This window comes from Bradyrhizobium sp. USDA 327 (assembly GCF_041262065.1).
GTDB lineage: Bacteria > Pseudomonadota > Alphaproteobacteria > Rhizobiales > Xanthobacteraceae > Bradyrhizobium > Bradyrhizobium liaoningense.
On sequence record NZ_JBGCCW010000001.1, the window covers coordinates 4,399,727 to 4,418,951 of the forward strand.

The 19,225-nt window shown below is 64.3% G+C and carries 17 protein-coding genes and 1 pseudogene; 7 read left to right on the forward strand and 11 right to left on the reverse strand.

Features of this window, described 5'->3' with window-relative positions:
- Window positions 1-480: 480 nt before the first annotated feature.
- Complete coding sequence (locus ABIA42_RS20655) at window positions 481-1,518, reverse strand: glycosyltransferase family 4 protein (protein WP_370121808.1); 1,038 nt, start codon at window positions 1,516-1,518, stop codon at window positions 481-483.
- A gap of 126 nt (window positions 1,519-1,644) precedes the next feature.
- Between ABIA42_RS20655 and galE the strand changes: the two genes are divergently transcribed.
- Window positions 1,645-2,658, forward strand: coding sequence for a UDP-glucose 4-epimerase GalE (galE, locus tag ABIA42_RS20660; protein WP_370121806.1), 1,014 nt, complete (start codon window positions 1,645-1,647; stop codon window positions 2,656-2,658).
- A 118-nt stretch (window positions 2,659-2,776) separates the two neighbouring features.
- A complete protein-coding gene (locus ABIA42_RS20665; protein WP_370121804.1) occupies window positions 2,777-4,585 on the forward strand; it encodes an ABC transporter ATP-binding protein in 1,809 nt (602 codons plus the stop codon).
- 6 nt (window positions 4,586-4,591) lie between these two features.
- On the opposite strand, the gene ABIA42_RS20670 is transcribed toward ABIA42_RS20665, so the two are convergent.
- Window positions 4,592-5,737, reverse strand: coding sequence for a dipeptidase (locus ABIA42_RS20670; protein ID WP_370121801.1), 1,146 nt, complete (start codon window positions 5,735-5,737; stop codon window positions 4,592-4,594).
- A gap of 167 nt (window positions 5,738-5,904) precedes the next feature.
- Here ABIA42_RS20670 and ABIA42_RS20675 point away from each other — a divergent pair, with 167 nt between their 5' ends.
- Window positions 5,905-6,606 (forward strand): fumarylacetoacetate hydrolase family protein, encoded by a 702-nt coding sequence (locus ABIA42_RS20675; protein ID WP_370121798.1) that lies wholly within the window; start codon window positions 5,905-5,907, stop codon window positions 6,604-6,606.
- A 55-nt stretch (window positions 6,607-6,661) separates the two neighbouring features.
- Here the strand turns inward: ABIA42_RS20675 and ABIA42_RS20680 are convergent, their stop codons facing one another.
- The 4 genes from ABIA42_RS20680 to ABIA42_RS20695 form a co-directional block, all read right to left on the reverse strand.
- A complete protein-coding gene (locus ABIA42_RS20680; protein ID WP_370121795.1) occupies window positions 6,662-7,120 on the reverse strand; it encodes a nuclear transport factor 2 family protein in 459 nt (152 codons plus the stop codon).
- Between the two features lie 12 nt (window positions 7,121-7,132).
- A complete protein-coding gene (locus ABIA42_RS20685) occupies window positions 7,133-8,062 on the reverse strand; it encodes an aspartyl/asparaginyl beta-hydroxylase domain-containing protein (protein ID WP_271533284.1) in 930 nt (309 codons plus the stop codon).
- A gap of 143 nt (window positions 8,063-8,205) precedes the next feature.
- A complete protein-coding gene (locus ABIA42_RS20690; protein WP_014493894.1) occupies window positions 8,206-8,361 on the reverse strand; it encodes a hypothetical protein in 156 nt (51 codons plus the stop codon).
- Window positions 8,362-8,507: 146 nt separating this feature from the next.
- A complete protein-coding gene (locus tag ABIA42_RS20695) occupies window positions 8,508-9,431 on the reverse strand; it encodes a LysR family transcriptional regulator (RefSeq protein WP_370121791.1) in 924 nt (307 codons plus the stop codon).
- 213 nt (window positions 9,432-9,644) lie between these two features.
- Between ABIA42_RS20695 and ABIA42_RS20700 the strand changes: the two genes are divergently transcribed.
- Genes ABIA42_RS20700 through ABIA42_RS20710 form a run of 3 tightly spaced genes read left to right on the forward strand, consistent with a single transcriptional unit; the run spans window position 9,645 to window position 11,868 of the window.
- A complete protein-coding gene (locus tag ABIA42_RS20700) occupies window positions 9,645-10,355 on the forward strand; it encodes an SDR family NAD(P)-dependent oxidoreductase (protein ID WP_370121788.1) in 711 nt (236 codons plus the stop codon).
- A 16-nt stretch (window positions 10,356-10,371) separates the two neighbouring features.
- A complete protein-coding gene (locus ABIA42_RS20705; RefSeq protein WP_370121785.1) occupies window positions 10,372-10,608 on the forward strand; it encodes a 4-oxalocrotonate tautomerase family protein in 237 nt (78 codons plus the stop codon).
- A 30-nt stretch (window positions 10,609-10,638) separates the two neighbouring features.
- Window positions 10,639-11,868 carry a YbfB/YjiJ family MFS transporter gene (locus ABIA42_RS20710; RefSeq protein WP_370121782.1) on the forward strand — a complete coding sequence of 410 codons (1,230 nt, stop codon included), beginning with the start codon at window positions 10,639-10,641 and terminating at the stop codon, window positions 11,866-11,868.
- 18 nt (window positions 11,869-11,886) lie between these two features.
- Here ABIA42_RS20710 and ABIA42_RS20715 read toward each other — a convergent pair whose 3' ends face one another.
- From ABIA42_RS20715 to ABIA42_RS20730, 4 genes are all read right to left on the reverse strand, one after another.
- The gene (locus tag ABIA42_RS20715; protein ID WP_370121779.1) at window positions 11,887-13,347 is read right to left on the reverse strand and encodes a flavin-containing monooxygenase; all 1,461 of its coding nucleotides are present in this window, start codon (window positions 13,345-13,347) and stop codon (window positions 11,887-11,889) included.
- Window positions 13,348-13,507: 160 nt separating this feature from the next.
- Complete coding sequence (ahcY, locus tag ABIA42_RS20720; protein WP_370121776.1) at window positions 13,508-14,929, reverse strand: adenosylhomocysteinase; 1,422 nt, start codon at window positions 14,927-14,929, stop codon at window positions 13,508-13,510.
- Between the two features lie 74 nt (window positions 14,930-15,003).
- Window positions 15,004-16,200: a methionine adenosyltransferase gene (gene metK / locus ABIA42_RS20725; RefSeq protein WP_271533296.1), complete on the reverse strand. Its 1,197-nt coding sequence runs from the start codon at window positions 16,198-16,200 to the stop codon at window positions 15,004-15,006.
- A gap of 60 nt (window positions 16,201-16,260) precedes the next feature.
- A complete protein-coding gene (locus ABIA42_RS20730) occupies window positions 16,261-17,616 on the reverse strand; it encodes a hypothetical protein (RefSeq protein WP_271533725.1) in 1,356 nt (451 codons plus the stop codon).
- Between the two features lie 117 nt (window positions 17,617-17,733).
- Between ABIA42_RS20730 and ABIA42_RS20735 the strand changes: the two are divergent.
- Window positions 17,734-17,924, forward strand: a pseudogene (locus tag ABIA42_RS20735) (caspase family protein); the annotation flags it as partial.
- A gap of 178 nt (window positions 17,925-18,102) precedes the next feature.
- Here ABIA42_RS20735 and ABIA42_RS20740 read toward each other — a convergent pair.
- Window positions 18,103-19,221, reverse strand: coding sequence for a cobalamin-independent methionine synthase II family protein (locus tag ABIA42_RS20740; RefSeq protein WP_028180559.1), 1,119 nt, complete (start codon window positions 19,219-19,221; stop codon window positions 18,103-18,105).
- Window positions 19,222-19,225: the final 4 nt, after the last annotated feature.

Below are 19,225 nucleotides of genomic sequence, written 5' to 3' on the forward strand. Positions count from 1 at the left end.
CAACGGCATCCATCTTCGCGGTCGCTGCGCGCAATTAGGTAGCATCCGCAGATGTCGTCAACCTCTAATGCGCCCGATGCCCAATTTTTGCGTGAAACCGTGCAATTGCTCGCATGCGCGTAGCTGAACTGTAACGTTTACCGTATCGCAGGTGCCGGCTCGACCGCGTCAACGGCGACGAGCTCGAAGTCACTTTCGTGCGTCAGAACGCCAAAAGAAACAGCGCTGCGAGACGCCGACTCGATCAAATGGTGAGCGGTCCATTCGCCACAGCGCGCGGACTGCGGGGCCCGCAGCTACGGGTAGTCGGGCATTTTGGGACGATGCCAACCTAGCACTGTTTTGCCCGACGGGTCAAAGCCGACTTCGTAAAATCAGCAATGGCGTCGCCGTACGTGTAAGCCATTGATCCCATTATCCCCGGCTACTGTGCATGGGGTTGTTTTGCGAGTTTTTTATCTCGGCGGCCAAAACGGAAGTTCAAAGCAGCGGCCGATAGACCTCGCCGATCCGCGCCGCTTCGGCATCGAGGCTGAACTTCTCGAGCACCCGCGCCCGCCCGCGCTCGCCCATGGCAGTCGCCGCAGCCACATCGCGCATCAACGGCTCGACCGCCGCGGCGAGCGCATCAGCATCGCCGGTCGGAACCAGCACGCCGGTGACACCATCCTCGACCACCAGCTCAGCCGCGCCGGCGCGTGCGGCGACGAGCGCACTTCCCGCCGCCATCGCCTCGATCAGCGTCAATCCAAAACCTTCGTTGCGTGAGGTGAAGGCGTAGATTGTCAACCGCTGATACCAGCGCTGCACCGCTTCGATCGGCAGCTCGCCTGTGATGACGATGCGCGATTGCAGGTTGGCTGCTTCGATCCGCTTCTTCAGGTCATTGGCAAAGGGCATCTGCTCGGGCGTGACCTGCCCGACGATCACGGCCGTGAAATCCGGATAGCGCGGCAAGAGGCGGCACATCGCATCGACGAACAGATCGGTGCCCTTCTGCGCGCGCACGCGGCCGAAGCAGCCGATGGCGTAGCGGCCCGGCAGCGCGGCTTCCGCGAACGCCGCAGCGCGATCGGTCGGCGGCGCATAGACGTCGGTGTCGACGCCGTGCGGAATCACCGTCGCCTTCACCTTCAGGAACGAGGCCGAGATGTCGCTCGTTGCGATGATCGCGTCCATGCGCCGGATCAGCCAGCGCGTGATCCAGCTGTGATGCCGCTGCGCCGCCGAGGTGAACACGAGTTTCAGCGGCCAGCCGAGCGCGCGCAACACGACGCCTGCCATCATCTCGTTGTTGCGGCGCGCATGCCAGATCATGGGCCGCTTGCGGCGCCACAACTTCAGAAAATCGGCAATGCTCAGCCGCGCGATCCCGTCCGGCGCGTCCGAGCCGAACCAGGCCGCGCGGTATAGTTTCGCCAGCCGCGGCGCCACCATCCGGTTGGTCGCGGTGACCCCGGAATAGCGCCTGTGCAGATTTGGCACGATCACGTCGAGATCGCCGGGGAAACTCGCCACGTCAGACTCCATTTAGCAAAGTCCCTATACGCAACATTAAGCATAGTGACCAGTTCAGCCGCGCCGATACCCCCTCTTCACCACGCAAGCGCTAGCCTTGCGCGTTGATCGAAGACGGGTGAGATCATGACTGTGCTAGTCACCGGCGGCGCCGGCTACATCGGAAGTCACACGGTCCTGGCGCTGGCGGAAGCCGGCGAGGACGTCGTCGTGATCGACGATCTCTCCACCGGTTTCTCCGCTTACCTGCCCGAAGGCGTGCCGCTGTTCATCGGCGATGCCGGCGATGAAAACCTGCTCGAAGGCGTGATCGCCCAGCACGACGTCGAGAGCATCATCCATTTCGCGGGCTCGGTCGTCGTGCCGGATTCGATGCGCGATCCGCTCGGCTACTACCGCAACAACTTCACGACCGCGCGCAACCTGCTCAACGTCGCGGTCAAGCGCGGCATCGGTCGCTTCATCTTCTCCTCGACCGCAGCCGTCTACGGCAATCCGGACCAGGTGCCGGTGCCCGAGCACGCGCCGACGCGGCCGCTGTCGCCCTACGGCTCGTCGAAGCTGATGACCGAGATCATGCTGCACGACGTCGCCGCCGCCTACGGCATCCAATACGTGACGTTGCGTTACTTCAACGTCGCCGGCGCCGACCCGCAGGCGCGCATTGGGCTCGCCACCGTCGGCGCCACGCATCTGCTCAAGATCGCGGTGGAAGCCGCGACCGGCCAGCGCGCCAAGATCGACGTGTTCGGCACCGACTATCCGACCCCGGACGGCAGCTGTATCCGCGACTTCATCCACGTCACGGACCTCTCGCAGGCCCACCGGTCGGCGCTCGCCTACCTGCGCAACGGCGGCGCCTCGACGACGCTGAATTGCGGCTACGGCCGCGGCTATTCGGTGCTGGAGACCATCGACGCGGTGCGGCGGGTTTCCGGCCGCAGCTTCGCCGTGCAGTACGCCCCGCGCCGGCCCGGCGACATCATGACCATGGTCGCAGACACCAGCCGCATCCGCGGCCTGCTCGACTGGCGGCCGCAATATGACGATCTCGAGACCATTGCGGCGCACGCCCTGGCGTGGGAGGACAAGCTGTTCCGCGAACGCCACGGCGAGCTCCACCACGCGGTCTCGGCCTAGAATCATCCCAAGCGCAAGCCCTTAATTGGGCTTGAAAAACCCGGCTTGAGCGGGCACAGAGGCCCATCGATCCCTGACGCGCGGGCAGGTTTTGTCCCGCGCCGTCAATGGACACCGGATGGCCCAGTTTCCGAAGAAAATCACCGACGATCCCTACGCGGCAGCGGTCCTGATTCGCCGCCTGGTCACGGAACAGGGCATCGTCTACTGGCGGCGCTACCTCGTCGCCTTCGCGCTGATGGCGCTTGCCGCAGGCGCGACCGCAGGCGCGACCTATGTGCTCGGCCAGGTCATCAACCAAGCCTATGTCGACAAGAACATCCCGGGCATCGCGATGTTCTCTGGGCTGACCGTCGCGTTGCTGTTCATCAAGGGCGTGGCGACCTACGGCCACATGGTGATCCTGACCAAGATCAGCAACGCGATTCTTGCCACCAACCAGCGCCAGCTGTTCGCCAAGCTGATGCGCGAGAGCGTCGGCTTCTTCTCCGAGCGGCATTCGTCCGAATTCCTGGCCCGGCTGACGGCGGGCGCCAAATCCATCACCGACGTGCTCAACATGCTGGTCAATGCCATCGGGCGCGACCTCCTGATGCTGCTCGCAATGATCGGCGTGATGGTATGGCAGGATCCGCTGATGTCGTTCATCGGCCTCGTCGCGGTGCCGCCGGCAATGCTGGTGCTGCGCAAGCTGGTCAAGCGCATCAAGGGCCTCGCCTTCAACCAGTTCACCGGCACCGCCGACATCATGGAGACGATGCAGGAATCGCTGCAAGGCATCCGCACCGTCAAGGCGTTCACGCTCGAAGAGACCATGCAGAAGCGGATCGACGAGAACATCGCGGTCGTCGAGCGCAACGCCAACAAGATGGCCCGCGTCGCCAACCGCTCCAACCCGCTGATGGAAATGCTCGGCGGCTTCGCGGTCGCCGGCTGCCTGATGTACGGCGGCTATGCCGTGGTCGCGCTCAACGCCACGCCCGGCGCGTTCTTCTCCTTCATGACCGCGTTCCTGATGGCGACCGAGCCGGCCAAGCGGCTAGCGCGGCTCAACATCGACCTCAACAGCCAGCTGGTCGGTGCGCGCATGCTGCTCGAAGTCGTCGACAGCCCGGCGAGCGAGCGGTCCGACGACGACAAGCCGTCGCTGAAGCTGTCAGATGCCCGCATCGAGCTGCGCGACGTCAGCTTCTCCTATCGCGACGGCGAGACCGTGCTCAACCGCATGAGCTTCACGGCCGAGCCCGGCAAGGTCACCGCGCTGGTCGGTCCCTCCGGCGGCGGCAAGTCGACCGTGCTGGCGCTGCTCTTGCGCTTCTACGAGGTGACGCAAGGCGACATCGTGATCGACGGCCAGTCGATCGGCGCGGTCTCGCGCAAATCGCTGCGGGCACAGACCGCCTATGTCGGCCAGGACGTCTATCTGTTCCGCGACACCGTCCGCAGCAACATCGCCTTCGGCCGGCCGGGCGCGAGCGAGGACGAGATCGTCGACGCCGCCAAGGCCGCCTGCGCGCATGATTTCATCATGGGCTTCCCGCTCGGCTACGACACGCCGGTCGGCGAGCACGGCACGCAGCTCTCCGGCGGCCAGCGCCAGCGCATCGCGGTGGCGCGCGCGCTGATCAAGAACGCGCCGATCATCCTGTTGGACGAAGCCACCGCCGCGCTCGATTCTGAATCCGAGCGGCAGGTGCAGGAGGCGATCGAGCACCTCTGCCGGAACCGCACCACCATCGTGATCGCGCACCGCCTGCACACCATCATGCACGCCGACGCCATCCTGGTGGTCGAGGGCGGCGAGATCGTCGAGCAGGGCCGGCATGACGAGCTGCTCCGCCGCGGCGGGCGCTATGCCTCGTTCTTCCGGTTGCAGCATCGGGACACAGAGGCTGCGCCCGTGCTGGCCTACTCCGCCAACTCCTGACCCCAATCAGGACGGCGCCAGCCCCGCGCGGATCACGCGCAGGACGTTGCCGCCCATCACCTTGCGGATATCCTCCGGGGAGAAGCCTGAACTGAGCATGGCCTGCGTAACCGCTGCGACTTGGCTTGCGTCAAAGCCCGTCGTGGTCGAGCCGTCGAAGTCCGAGCCGAGACCGACGTGATCGATGCCCACGAGATCACGCACATGGGCAATCGCTCGCGCTGCAGCCTCCGGCTTGGTCGAGCAGATCGCACCTTCCCAGTAACCGATTCCAATCACGCCACCGGTCTTCGCGATACCCTTGATCTCCTCATCGGATAGGTTTCGGTTGACCTTGCAGGTCGCCTGCACGCCGCCATGGCTGGAGACCACGGGTCGCTTCGCCATCGCAAGCACCTCGGCCACCGTCGTATGGCTGGAATGCGCCAGATCGACAATCATCCCAAGCGCCTCCATACGCTGCACAACCTGCCGACCGAGTGGTGTCAGCCCGCCTTTCTGCATGCCGTGCATTGACCCAGCCACGTCATTGTCGAAGAAATGCGCAAGGCCGGCCATGCGGAATCCCGCAGCGTAGAGGACATCGAGGTTTTCGATGCGCCCCTCGAGATCTTGCAGCCCCTCAATTGAAAGCATTCCGCCCACAGCGGCGACTCCGTCCTTCCTGTCCGCGAGCAGTCGGTCGACTTCCGCGGGCGTCGTGATTAGCCGGAGGCGGCCGCCCGACCTCGCGGCGAAGTCCCGCAGCTTCTCGGCATGCCAGAGCGAGCGCTGCAATAGTGAATTCCAGGTTCTGATCGGCTGCAGATCGACGATGGCCAACGAGGTGATCGTATCGCTATCGGCGCCATTGGCCTTGTAGTTCTGGCCTTTCGGCGATTTGGTCACAGACGAGAACACCTGGAGCGCGTAGTGCCCTTCGGCGAGGCGTGGAACATCCACATGTCCGCGATCGGATCGCTCTAACAGGTCGCGCTTCCAGAGGAGGCTGTCGGCATGCATGTCGGCGACATCAAGCGTTGCATGCAGGCCTTGCGCTGCCAGCGTCACGTTCAACGCGACTGGAACGATCCGGTTCTGCCCCTGTTCGATGCGTGCCGGCGCGACCATGAAGAAGCGAACGGCAAGACCGATCAGCACGACCGCGACCACGGCAGCGCTCGCCAATATCCATTTCTTCACGGTCCCCTCACTAGCATTCGTGCCCGGTCGGCGACGGCGCGGGTGGTGCTCTTTTTCCGATCGGCACCACTAGCCTCGCCCCCTGCAACCGAGTAAATACGGCAGCGCCCTTTCTTTGCAACCCGCCGAGATCTTTCATGAACGCCGCCTCCTACGTCATCCCGCTTCCGCCGCAGGCTTCGCTTCCCGTCGTCGGGGAGAGCGGCCGTTATCCGGTGCGCCGCATCTGGTGCGTCGGCCGCAATTATCTCGAGCACATCCGCGAGATGGGCAATGACGAGCGCGCCCCGCCGTTCTTCTTCGCCAAGCACGCCGACATGCTGGTGCCCGATGGCGCCACCATTCCCTATCCGCCGCTGACCAAGGACCTGCATCACGAGGTCGAACTGATCGTCGCGATGAAGAGCGGCGGCCTCAACATCCCCGCGGACAAGGCGCTGGACCACGTCTACGGCTACGCCGTCGGCATCGATCTCACCCGCCGTGACCTCCAGATCGCCTCGCGCAAGAAGGAGCGTCCCTGGGAGATCGGCAAGTCGTTCGACTATTCGGCGCCCTGCTCCGCGGTGCAGCCGGCCTCGAAAATCGGTCATCCTTCCAAGGGCAACATCTGGCTGACGGTCAACGGCAAGGAAGCGCAGAAGGGCGACCTCACCGAGTTGATCTGGAACGTGCCCGAAATCATCTGGCAACTCTCGCAGCAGGTGAAGCTCGCCGCCGGCGACATCATCATGACCGGCACGCCCGCCGGCGTGTCGCAGCTCCAACCCGGCGACAAGCTGGAATGCGGCGTCGACGGCGTCGGCACGCTGAAGGTGAGCATCGGACAGCCGGAATAGGCTGCACACGTCCGGACATCGAAAGGCCCCGGATCCATCCGGGGCTTTTTTGTTTTCACCGGGCCTTCACCGGCCGGTTGGCATGGCTCGTCTGCGGCACACCGCGATTGAGCGACATGTGCGAATGCACGCACAGCCAGTCAGCGCCATTCCTGGAAAACACCATCGTGGCGCGGCCGGGCCGCGCAAACGCGCTGCCATCGGGATGATAGCCCGTGCTCATCCACGGCGCGATCACAGTCGCCATCGTGCCATCGGCAGACACCAGAACGGAAGTCTGCTCGATAACAAAGCGGAAATCGGTCGTCTTCGGCCAGACGTTGTCCCACTGCGTCGAGACCCACTGATCAAGGCCGGGAATGACATCGTTGTGCGTGCCGAAGGCGAGCACGTCCGGATGGAAAAGCGGCCGCGCCGAAGCGTAGTCGACCTCGCGGACATAGCCCGCGAAGGTCTCCAGCCAGTTGCGGAAGAACTGCGTGATCTCCGCGTCAGCAATCGGCAAGGAGGCCATTGGCCGGATCATTCACCGTAACGCCGACATCACGATGAGGCCGAGGATCAGCGCCGTCAGCGAGTATTTCAGCGTGTAGTAGACGTTGCGGTTCCACTCCTTGACCTTGCGGCTGGCGAGATGGATCTCGTAGAGCTTGCCGAACACCTTGTTGAGCACGCCGACATTCTCGCCATCGACGTTCTGGGTCGCCGACGCCTTGACGATGTGATGGCTGACCCAGCGGTTGATCGCGGTCATGAAGCCGAACTTCATCGGGCGCTCGACGTCGCAGAACAGGATGATGCGGTTGACGTCGGTGGCATTCTCGGCGCTGTGGATGAAGGTCTCGTCGAACATGAAGGCCTCGCCATCGCGCCAGACGCATTCGACGCCGTCAACGACAATCCGACACTTGTTCGAGTTCGGGGTGACCAAGCCGAGATGGTAGCGCAGTGAGCCCGCGAAGGGATCGCGGTGGGCACCGAGCTTGCCGCCCGGGGGCAGCATCGCGAACATCGCGCCGTGCACGCTCGGGATCGAGTTCAAGAGCTCCACCGTCTTCGGGCACAGCGTGCGTGCCGAGGGCAGGAAGTCGTCGTACCATTTCAGGTAAAACCGCTTCCAACCGCTCTTGAAGAACGAGTAGAAGCCCCAATCGTTGTTCTTCGCGGCGGCGCGAATGAAACCTTCGTCGAACAGGCGCACCGCCTCGTCGCGGATGGTCTCCCAGTTCTCGCTCAGGGGCTTCAGCTCGGGAAACTGATCGACCGGGATCACCGGCTTGTTCGGCACGGCCGAGCCGGCGTACATCAGCACGTTGTAGGGCGCGAGATAGGTCGAGTGATCGCCGAGCTGGCGCGCGAAGCGCAGCCGCTGCTTGCCGCGGAAGTGAACGTAAATCGTCGAGGCCGCCAGTACATAAAGAATGACAAGTTGCGGCGCAAAAAGCGGTTTCAGCATTTCCCCAGTTCCCGAGTGACCCAGCCGGGGACGTCATCTACTCCGGCCGGGCCCGGGCGACAAGATATTCACCGCTGGGTTGCAATCACGCTGGGGGGAGCGTTCGGACGGAGCTTGGGTGGAAAGGGCCGAAACCGTCCGAATCAAGCCCGCGACAGCGCCTGCAACCCCTTGAAAGTCAGGCGCTTGGGATCGGTGACGCCGGCCAGGTAGAGTCGGCGGATGAAGGCGATAACGGCGTCGCGGTCGCAATCGGTCAGCGCGACGACGGCGTCGACCGCGATCTTCTGGGCTTCCATTGGGCTCACCTCGGCTTTGCGAGTAACCCCGGCCGAGACAGGCTAGGACTCATCCGTTAAATCGGCGTTAACCGTTTTGGAACCCTCGCCGATTCAGCCGCGCCGCCGTATACGCAAAACAACGCATTGCGGGGGCGCGAAGCGGCTCAGCGCACCTTGATGCTCTTCTTCAGCAGCGCAAACTGCTTCTTCAGCCGGGGCACCGCGAAGTCGGTGAAGGCCCGCACCTTCGGCACCGAGAGCCGGCCCTGCGGGCAGATCAAATGCGCGGGCATCTCCGGGTCCTCGTCGCCGGCCAGCACGATCTCGAGCTCGCCGCGCGCGACCTGCTCGGCAACCTGGTACGAATACATCCGCGCCAAGCCGCGCCCGGCGACGGCAGAGGCCACTGCCGCATAGGTGCTGTTGACAACGAGCCGCGGGGTGAACTGCACCGAGCGCGGCACCGATGAACCCGCCTGCGGGGCGAAGGTCCAGGAATTGGGCAGATGCGCCATGGCGACGATCTGGTGCTTGGCGAGATCGCCGGGCTCGGCGACGCGCGGATGCTGCTTCAGATAGCGCGGCGCTGCCACCACGACACGGCTGATCTCTCCGACCCGCATGGCAATCATCGCCGAATCCGCCAAGGGACCGATGCGAAGCGCGACGTCCATGCCCTCCTCGATCAGATTGACCGCGCGATCGAACAGCAGGAGCTTTGCCGACACGGTGGGATAGGCATCGAGAAACGCATCCAGGATCGGCCGCAAGACCATCTCCCCCGAGACCACGGGAGCGGTGACCGTGAGCAGGCCGCGCGGCGCCGTGCGCGGTCCGGCCGCGATATCGTCGGCTTCCTCGAGCTCGGCGAGCACACGGCGGCAGATCGCGGCGTAGCGCTCCCCCTCCTCGCTCAGCTTGATCGAGCGCGTGGTCCGGTGCAGCAGCTCGGCGCCGACGCGTTCTTCCAGAAAGGCGATGGCCCGGCTCACCGCCGCCGGCGAGCGGCCGAGTTTGCGTCCTGCGGCGGCCAAGCTGCCTTCGTCCACGGCCAGGACGAACACTTTCATCGCATCCAGACGATCCATTCCCTTCCCGTCTTGCTCTGAGCTTCCGCTCGCAGGCTAGGCGTTCGCCGCAACCTCGACAACTACCGCCGGGCGCCGGCCCCGCATTCGTTCGCGCGGCGAAAGAGTGTGTGCCGGACGGCGGCTATTCGCGACCGGGCCGCCGCGGCGTACCTCAGCACGCAAGCCAGCCGCTGCTGGCGCAGGTCTCAAAGCCAACAACAGGAGCCCGTCATGGGTATCGAGCAGAAGGTCGCCATCGTCACCGGTGCATCGCAGGGTATCGGCGCCGCCCTGGTCCAGGGTTTTCGCGATCGCAATTATCGCGTCGTCGCCACGGCGCGCTCCATCAAGCCGTCGGGCGACGATGATGTCCTGGCCGTTCCCGGCGACATCGCCGACCGTTCCACTGCCGAGCGCGTAGTCTCGCAGGCGATCGCCCGCTTCGGCCGGGTCGACACGCTGGTCAACAACGCCGGCATCTTCGTCGCAAAGCCGTTCACGCAATACACGGCCGAGGACTATGCGGCGGTGATGGGAACGAACGTCGCGGGCTTCTTCAACATCACGCAACTCGCCATCGCCGAGATGGAGAAGCAAGGGTCCGGCCACGTGGTGCAGATCACGACCACGCTGGCGGATCAGGCCAATTCCAACGTGCCATCTGTGCTGGCCTCGCTGAGCAAGGGCGGGCTGAACGCTGCGACCAAATCGCTCGCGATCGAGTACGCCAAGCGCGGCATCCGCGTGAACGCGGTCTCACCCGGCATCATCAAGTCGCCCATGCATCCGGTCACGACGCATGCGCAGCTCAGTGCGCTGCACCCGGTCGGTCACATGGGCGAGATGTCCGACATCGTCGATGCCGTCCTCTATCTCGAGGGAGCCTCCTTCGTCACCGGCGAGATCCTGCATGTCGACGGCGGCCAGAGCGCCGGACATTGAGACGAGGAGAGGCACGATGCCCATCGTCACCATTCAAGTGACCCGCGAGGGAACGACGCCGGGAGCGGCGTCGCTCACGGCGGAGGAGAAGGCCGCGCTGATCAAGGGTTCGAGCCAGCTGCTGCTCGATGTGCTCGGCAAACCGCTCGATTCCACCTTTGTGGTGATCGAGGAAGTGGACACCGACAATTGGGGCTGGGGCGGCCTGCCGGTGCAGGAATTCAGGCGTCGCCGCGCCGCCCAGACAGGATGATCCGCGCACCTTTGTGCGCAGGAGGATGACATGACCAGCGCAGACACGAAGCGACACGTCGAGACCCGTCCGCAACCGCGGCCGGGCTCGTCCTCACGAACGACCTGGCGATACGCCGTGGCGGGTTTGTCCGCATCGCTGGTCGGGCTTGGCCTCGCTCGCTTTTCCTACACGCCCCTGATCCCGGCTTTGATCGCCGCAAAATGGTTCAGCGCATCCGACGTCGTCTATCTCGGCGCTGCGAACCTCGCCGGCTATCTCGCCGGCGCGCTCGCAGCACGAGCGCTTGCCACCCGCATCGGCGCGGTCCGCGCACTACGGGCGATGATGCTGCTCGCCACCGTCTCCTTCTTCGCCAGCTCGGCTCCGTTGTCGTTCAGCTGGTTCTTCGCGTGGCGCTTCCTGGCCGGTCTCGCCGGCGGCATCATCATGGTGCTGGCGGCGTCCGTCATTCTACCGCATACCTCGGCCGCGCGGCGCGGCATCGTCGGTGGTGTGATCTTCGCCGGCGTCGGCCTCGGCGTAGCGGCATCGGGCACGCTGGTGCCATTGTTGCTGCAACAGGGTTTGCAGCAGAGCTGGTATGGTCTCGGCGTGCTCTCCGCCCTGCTCACGCTCGCGAGTTGGTGGAACTGGCCTGCTGAAACCAAGGCCGATGCTGCGCCTTCGCATCAAGCCAAGCCCCATCGCGCCTTGCCGGCCGCCCGCGCGCTACTGGTCCAGTACGGCCTCAATGCGGTGGCGCTGGTGCCGCACATGGTGTTCATCGTCGACTTCGTGGCGCGCGGCCTCGGCCAGGGTATTGCCGCGGGATCGCGCTATTGGGTGCTGTACGGCCTCGGCGCGATCGTCGGCCCTCTGGTCACTGGTCATCTCGGTGACCGCTCAGGTTTCGGCCCCGCGCTGCGCGCGGCCTTCCTGATCGAGGCGGCAGCCGTGCTGCTGCCAACCGTCAGCACCGCGCCGGTTTCATTGATTGTGTCGAGCGTCGTGGTCGGCGGCTTCACGCCGGGCATCGTGCCGCTGGTCCTGGGCCGCATCCATGAGCTCGTGCCTCACTCCAGCCAGCAGCAGGGCGCGATATGGAGCCATGCCACCACCAGCTTTGCAATGTTCCAGGCGGCCGCCGCTTACGGCTTCTCCTGGATCTACGCCCAGACGGGCGGCGACTATCTGGCGCTGTTCGGCCTCGGCGGCGGCGCCGTGGTGCTGGCACTCGCGATCGATCTCGGGTTCGCGCTCACCACGCGCAAGGCATAGAGGCGAGCGGCGGCGCGATCAGGAATATTGCATCACACCGTCGTCGATCCGGCCGAAGCGCAGGGAGACGATGTCGAGCGCGTAGTTCTGGTGCAGCCGCCACGGCCGCTTGGAACCCTGCTTTGGCAGTTTTGCGACCGAGCGCTGCACGTAGCCCGAAGTGAAATCGAGCGAGGGTTGCGCTGTAATCTCGGGGTCGTCATTGTGCGGCATGCACTGGCGGAAATTATGCCGGTCCATGTAATTGATGAGCCGGCAGACATACTCGCAGGTGAGATCGCATTTCAGCGTCCAGGATGCATTGGTGTAGCCGAACGCCGAGGCCATGTTGGGCACGTCAGCATACATCATGCCTTTGTAGGTCAGCGTATTGGCGAAATCGACGGCGCGGCCGTCGACGCTGACCTCGAGACCGCCGACGACCTGGAGCACCAGCCCGGTCGCCGTCACGATGATGTCGGCTGCAAGCTCGCGGCCGTCCTTCAGACGGATGCCGTCGCGTGTGAACGTATCGATCTCGCTGGTGACGACGGAGGCGCGCTGCTCGCGTATCGCCTTGAACAGATCGCCGTCGGGAACAAGGCATAGCCGCTGGTCCCAGGGATTGTAGCGCGGCGTGAAATGGGTCGCGACGTCGTAGTCAGGGCCGAGCGCCATGCGGACGCCCTTCAGGATGAGGTCCCTGACCTTGGCGGGCCGGCGCCGGCTGAGCTGGAAGAAGAACATCCCCCACATCACGTTGCGCCAGCGGATCAGATGATAGGCGAGCTGCGCCGGCAAATTGCGGCGCAATTTGTTGGCGAGAGGATCCTGCGCCGGGCGCGACACCACATAGGTCGGCGAACGCTGGAGCATGGTGACCTGCGCCGCCTTCTTGGCCAGCTCCGGCACGAGGGTCACCGCAGTGGCGCCCGAGCCGATCACGACGACGCGCTTGCCCGCGTAGTCGATGTCCTCGGTCCATTTCTGGGGATGCACGATGCGGCCGGCGAATTCCGCGGTGCCCTTGAACTCCGGCGTGTAGCCCGCTTCGTATTTGTAGTAGCCCGAGCACAGAAATAAGAAATTGCAGGTGAACCGCACGAGCTCGGTCGCGCCCTCGCCCGAGATGCGCTCGGCTTCCACCGTCCAGCGCGCGTCCGGTGTCGACCAGGCCGCGCGCTTGACGCGATGGCGGAAACGGATGTGCCTGTCGATGCCGTTCTCGGCCGCGGTCTCGCGCACATAATTCAGGATCTGCGGCCCGTCCGCGATCGCCTTCGGATCGGTCCACGGCTTGAAGGAGTAGCCGAGGGTGAACATGTCGCTGTCGGAGCGGATGCCGGGATAGCGGAACAGGTCCCAGGTGCCGCCGATGCAGTCGCGGCCCTCGAGGATGACGTAGCTCTTGCTCGGACACCTGGCCTGCAGATGATAGCCCGCGCCGATGCCGGACAGGCCCGCACCGACGATAAGGACGTCGACATGTTCTGGTTGCATGGTTTCCTCCGCCGCCGGCGAGTGTCCGCCCGCCGCTGCTGGCCGTCAATCGGCAATCGGCCGTGCAGCAACTGAAAAGCGAGCCGAATTCCATGCGCCGAAAACAACGAAGCCCCGGATCGCTCCGGGGCTTCGCGTCGACATCGATCGAACCGGCAGATCAGTACCGGTAGTGATCCGACTTGTACGGACCTTCCTGCTTGACGCCGATGTAGTCGGCCTGGTCCTTGCGCAGCTCGGTGAGCTTGACGCCGATCTTGGCGAGGTGCAGGCGGGCGACCTTCTCGTCGAGCGTCTTCGGCAGCACGTAGACCTTCTTGTCGTACTTGCCGTCCTTGTTGTTGGCGAACAGCTCGATCTGCGCCAGCGTCTGGTTGGTGAAGGACGCCGACATCACGAAGGACGGATGGCCCATGGCGTTGCCGAGGTTCACGAGGCGGCCTTCCGACAGCATGATGATGCGGTGCTTGTCGGGAAACTCGATCTCGTCGACCTGCGGCTTGATGTTGGTCCACTTCAGATTGCGGAGCGCCGCGATCTGGATCTCGTTGTCGAAGTGACCGATGTTGCAGACGATGGCGCGATCCTTCATCGCGCGCATGTGCTCGATGGTGATGATGTCCTTGTTGCCCGTGGCGGTGACGAAGATGTCGGCGCGAGGCGCGGCGTCTTCCATGGTCACGACCTCGTAGCCCTCCATCGCAGCCTGCAGCGCGCAGATCGGATCGACTTCCGACACCATGACGCGGCAGCCGGCCTGACGCAGCGAGGCCGCCGAGCCCTTGCCGACGTCGCCGAAGCCCGCGACCATCGCCACCTTGCCCGACAGCATCACGTCGGTACCACGGCGGATGCCGTCGACCAGCGATTCACGGCAGCCATAGAGGTTGTCGAACTTTGACTTGGTGACGCTGTCGTTGACGTTGATGGCGGGGAACAGGAGCGTACCCTTGTTGGCCATCTCGTAGAGGCGATGCACGCCCGTGGTGGTCTCTTCGGAGACGCCCTTGATGTTCTTGGCGATCTCGCCGAAATAGCCCTTCGGCTTCTCTTTCAGCAGGCGCTTGACCAGCGCGTAGAAGATCTCCTCTTCCTCCGAACCCGGCTTGTCGAGGAAAGCGGTGTCGCCCTTCTCGGCGCGGACGCCGGCATGCACCAGCATGGTGGCATCGCCGCCATCATCGAGGATCATGTTCGGCGTGCCGCCACCATGCCAGTCGAACAGCTTTGCGGTGTAGTCCCAGTATTCGGTCAGCGTCTCGCCCTTGACTGCGAACACGGGAATGCCGGCGGCGGCGATCGCGGCCGCGGCGTGGTCCTGCGTCGAATAAATGTTGCAGGAGACCCAGCGGATGTCTGCGCCGAGCGCTGCCAGCGTCTCGATCAGCACCGCGGTCTGGATCGTCATGTGAAGCGAGCCGGCGATGCGCGCGCCCTTCAGCGGCTGCTTCGGCCCGTACTCCTCGCGGGTGGCCATCAGGCCGGGCATCTCGGTCTCGGCGAGCGAGATCTCCTTGCGGCCGAAATCGGCGAGCGAAATGTCCTTGACGATGTAATCGGTGAAGCCGGGCTTCGCGTTCATAGGGGGTTCCTGTTTGTTGGCTGGTCATTCCGGGGCGCTCGCGAAACAAGCGAACCCGGAATGACACAAGAGAATTAGAGCGCGCGCTTGAGCTGCTCGACGAGGTCGGTCTTCTCCCAGGAGAAGCCGCCCTCGTTGTCGGGCGTGCGGCCGAAATGACCGTAGGCCGAGGTACGAGCGTAGATCGGACGGTTGAGGTCGAGATGGCTGCGGATGCCGCGCGGCGTGAGATCCATCGCCTGCGCCGCCGCCTTCTCGAGCTGGTCCTCCGACACCTTACCGGTGCCGTGGGTGTCGATGTAGATCGACAGCGGACGCGCCACGCCGATGGCGTAGGCGAGCTGGAGCGTGCACCGGTCGGCGAGACCGGCGGCGACGATGTTCTTGGCGACGTAGCGCGCCGCATACGCAGCCGAACGGTCGACCTTGGTCGGATCCTTGCCGGAGAACGCGCCGCCGCCATGCGGGGCCGCGCCACCATAGGTGTCGACGATGATCTTGCGGCCGGTGAGACCGGTGTCACCATCAGGACCGCCGATGAAGAACTTGCCGGTCGGGTTGATGTGCCAGATCGTCTTTGGCGTGATCCAGTCGTTCGGCAGCGCCTCGCGCACATAGGGCTCGACGATGTCGCGGATCTGCTTGGACGAGATATCCTCGACCAGATGCTGGTGCGACACCACGATCTCGCGCACGCCGACCGGCTTGCCGTTCTCGTACTGCACGGTGACCTGGCTCTTGGAATCCGGGCCCAGCACCTTCTCCTTGCCGGAGTGACGGGCTTCGGAGATCAGGCGCAGGATCTTGTGGGCGTAGAAGATCGGCGCCGGCATCAGATCGGGCGTCTCGTTGGTAGCGTAACCGAACATGATGCCCTGGTCGCCCGCGCCTTCTTCCTTGACCTCGCCCGGCTGAAGCGCGTCCACGCCCTGAGCGATGTCGGCCGACTGCGGATGCAGGAGGATTTCGATGTCGCAGGTCTTCCAGTGAAAGCCCTCCTGCTCGTAGCCGATGTCCTTGATCGCGCCCCGGACGACGCTCTCGATCTGCTCGTTGGTCACCGACTTCGGACCGCGGGTCTCGCCGGCGATCACCACCTTGTTGGTGGTCGCGAGCGTCTCGCAGGCGGCGCGGATGTCCCACGGATCGATGCCCGCCTTCGGCCCTTCACGATAGAACAGGTCGACGATCTCGTCGGAGATCCGGTCACAGACCTTGTCCGGATGGCCCTCGGACACGGACTCGCTGGTGAAGAGATAGGACGCGCGCATCAGTAACCCCTTGTTCCGCCGCTAGCCGGCGGGCGTTTGCGATGTTTACCTTTAATGATGTCAATCACGCCGGCGCGAGATGACGTAGGATTCGTCGAGAAACCAGAGCCCATTGTACTTTCGCAGCACGTCCCTGGCGGCGTCCAGGGTGCGGCTGTTTTGAGTCATTTCCGTCAACCGGTCGTCCTCAATCTGAGCGACATACACTGCCGCATTCCACGCTGCAAAGGCCGTCGAGGTTCCGATAGTGCCCGTGACCTCGTTGGGCAGAGCTTCCATATCATACCTGAAGATCGAACGGTTGTCCGCGTAGGCATTAAAATTTAAGTCGCGGCCCACCGATCCAAGTTCATACTTAATTGCGCGCAATAGCTCATGACGGCTCACTGAGAAAGGGTTTTCTCCAGGCCAGATCGCCTGGATCATTTCCATGCCCGGATCCTGGCCATGGGAGTGGATTCCGATCAGCCGCCCCCCCGGTCGAAGCGCCCGCGCCAGGGGGGCAATGATGCGTTTGGCCCGGAAATTGACCGAGGACAGGGCCCGGTAGGGCTGGGAAGCGATGACGAGGTCGAAATTGGCCTCGGCCTGGCCCGGCCGCGGAATGGTCGCATCCAGAAGAAACCTGTGGTCCTCGCGATAGAGCACGAGGACGACGGGCCGCTCGTAGAGCGGCATGGCGGTGCGGGGGCTGATCGCGGCGCGCCAGTTCTGCTCCAGGAACGGCCTCAGCTCCGCGATCTGCTGCTCGAACTCGCCCGACGAAGCGCCGCGGAGCGGCACCTCGTGCCAGACGGTAGCGGCCGCTGCAGCCGGCGATGCCGGCGTGAGCCAGGGCGCCTCCGCGTAAAACATGTTGGTGAAGACGAATACCGATGCCGGATGCTCGAAAATGCGATCCGGCACCTTTTCCAGCGTCAGGCGCAGGTCCTCCAGACTGAGCTCCTTGCCGGCGACATAGAACGGCATGTGCGGAAAGCGCTGATGCGTTGCGCGCAACACCCGCGCCAGCACCGTGCCGTCGCCGACGCCGGCATCGAACAGGCGCAAGGCCGGCGGGCGCGGATGGATGGAGGCCAGTTCCAGCGCGACCCTGTCTGCGATCACTCGCTTTTCGCTGCAGGTGTGGACGAACAGCAGGTATTTCTGGCGGTTCTCGAAGAACCGGAAATTGCCGCGTGGATCGCGCTTTTCGGGCGGGACCTGAAGTCCCCGCGGCGGCGGCATGCCGCCGACGATCGATGCGGCCATATAGGCCTGGATCCGCTCCAGCGTGTCGATGGTGATGCGTTTTCCCTCGCGCAGGCGATGCACGAGCTTCCCATCATTCACCGCGCGCCGGCCGAACGTCGATTCCGCCATGTCCGCCTTGCGGCAGAACTCCGTGATCTGGCTCAGGATTTCGTCGTTCTTCATGGGGTGGGACACAGTGGGCAGGCAGGTTGGGTTCCGTGTCTTAGCAAATTCTGCCCACTCGGGGAATAGCGCATACGTCCGGCGCCTCGATCCGTCCGCGGCGAGCCGCCGCTGATGGGCTACGCGACCGCGCCAGGCGAGGTCCCACCCGACGGCGAAGGCGCGAGCTCGCGGTGCTCCGCCGCTCTCGCGCCATGTCGGCACGCCGGGCGTGGAGGCGCAGGAGATGCTGAGGCGGGTGCGGGCTGAGGTTGGTGTCGGCCACGAAGCACAATCAGGTGCCGTGGTCGAACTTGCCGCTGCTGGGGCGGAGAGGTGAGATGCTCTCGTGCCCCGGACGCAGCGCAGCGCTTCTTCAGCGGTGCGCTGCAGAGCCGGGGCCCATATCTCCGAAAGAGCAAGTCGAGCAGCATGGGTCCCGTACGCGCAGCAACGCAAGAGCGTTGCTGCGCGTACGGGACACGCGTGAGCCTTAGCTGCGGAGACTTACTGGCCCCACACTTCCTTCGCGATCTCGACCGCAAGGCTGAGCTTGGCCCATTGCTCCTCCTCGGAGAGGACGTTGCCCTCTTCCGTCGAGGCAAAGCCGCATTGGGGCGAGAGTGCGAGTTGCTCCAGCGGGGCGAACTTGGCGGCTTCCTCCAGGCGGCGCTTGATGTCGTCCTTCTTCTCGAGCTCACCGAACTTCGAGGTGATGACGCCGACCACGACGACCTTGTTGCCCTTGGGGAGGAAGCGCAGCGGCTCGAAGCCGCCGGCGCGGTCGCTGTCGTATTCGAGGAAGTAGCCGTCGTAATTGGTGCCGGCGAGCATGGTCTCGGCGACCGGCTCGTAGCCGCCCGAGGAGATCCAGGTGGAGCGGAAATTACCGCGGCAGACATGCGTCGTCACCACCATGTCGGCTGGCTTCTCGGCCAGCGCGTAGTTGATGATCCGCGCATAGATCTGCTGGAGACCGTCGGGATTGTCGCCGCGCTCACGCGCCTTCTGCAGTTCGTCCTGCGAGCAGAGATAGGCCCAGACAGTATCGTCGAACTGGAGATAGCGGCAGCCGGCGTCATAGAAGGCTTTCACCGCCTTGCGGTAGGTCTTGCCGAGATCCTCGTAGAACGCATCGAGATCGGGATAGACGTCCTTGGAGATCGACTTGCGGCCGCCGCGGAAGTGGAGCACCGCAGGCGAAGGGATCGTCATCTTGGCGGTGACGTGGGCCTGGTCGGCGTACTTCTTCAGGAAGCGGAAGTGATCCAGCATCGGGTGGTTGTCGGGGAAGTCGAGTTTGCCGATGACGCGGACCGCATCGTGGCGGGTCTGCACGCCCGCGAACTGGATGCCGGTGTCGGGGTGGAACAGCTCGCAGCCGGTGAGCTTGGCCAGGAAGTCGAAATGCCACCAGGAGCGGCGGAATTCGCCGTCGGTCGCGAGCTTCAGGCCGATCGAGGCCTGCTTGTGCACGACCTTCTCGATCTCCAAATCCTCGATCTTGCGCAGATCGTCGGCCGAGATCTCGCCCTTCTCGAGCCTGGCGCGCGCCTCCTTGATCTTGGCCGGACGCAGGAGACTGCCGACCTCGTCGGCGCGGAAGGGGGCTCTGGTTCGCTGCATTTTT

Bases quoted from the DNA above. Each gene is read 5' to 3' on its own strand.
- ABIA42_RS20690 (WP_014493894.1), bottom strand. From the start codon at position 8,361: ATGGAAGCCCAGAAGATCGCGGTCGACGCCGTCGTCGCGCTGACCGAT.
- ABIA42_RS20680 (WP_370121795.1), bottom strand. From the start codon at position 7,120: ATGGCCTCCTTGCCGATTGCTGACGCGGAGATCACGCAGTTCTTCCGC.
- metK (WP_271533296.1), bottom strand. From the start codon at position 16,200: ATGCGCGCGTCCTATCTCTTCACCAGCGAGTCCGTGTCCGAGGGCCAT.
- ABIA42_RS20715 (WP_370121779.1), bottom strand. From the start codon at position 13,347: ATGCAACCAGAACATGTCGACGTCCTTATCGTCGGTGCGGGCCTGTCC.
- ABIA42_RS20695 (WP_370121791.1), bottom strand. From the start codon at position 9,431: ATGGATCGTCTGGATGCGATGAAAGTGTTCGTCCTGGCCGTGGACGAA.
- ahcY (WP_370121776.1), bottom strand. From the start codon at position 14,929: ATGAACGCGAAGCCCGGCTTCACCGATTACATCGTCAAGGACATTTCG.
- galE (WP_370121806.1), top strand. From the start codon at position 1,645: ATGACTGTGCTAGTCACCGGCGGCGCCGGCTACATCGGAAGTCACACG.
- ABIA42_RS20710 (WP_370121782.1), top strand. From the start codon at position 10,639: ATGACCAGCGCAGACACGAAGCGACACGTCGAGACCCGTCCGCAACCG.
- ABIA42_RS20675 (WP_370121798.1), top strand. From the start codon at position 5,905: ATGAACGCCGCCTCCTACGTCATCCCGCTTCCGCCGCAGGCTTCGCTT.
- ABIA42_RS20740 (WP_028180559.1), bottom strand. From the start codon at position 19,221: ATGCAGCGAACCAGAGCCCCCTTCCGCGCCGACGAGGTCGGCAGTCTC.
- ABIA42_RS20705 (WP_370121785.1), top strand. From the start codon at position 10,372: ATGCCCATCGTCACCATTCAAGTGACCCGCGAGGGAACGACGCCGGGA.
- ABIA42_RS20665 (WP_370121804.1), top strand. From the start codon at position 2,777: ATGGCCCAGTTTCCGAAGAAAATCACCGACGATCCCTACGCGGCAGCG.
- ABIA42_RS20700 (WP_370121788.1), top strand. From the start codon at position 9,645: ATGGGTATCGAGCAGAAGGTCGCCATCGTCACCGGTGCATCGCAGGGT.
- ABIA42_RS20730 (WP_271533725.1), bottom strand. From the start codon at position 17,616: ATGAAGAACGACGAAATCCTGAGCCAGATCACGGAGTTCTGCCGCAAG.
- ABIA42_RS20685 (WP_271533284.1), bottom strand. From the start codon at position 8,062: ATGCTGAAACCGCTTTTTGCGCCGCAACTTGTCATTCTTTATGTACTG.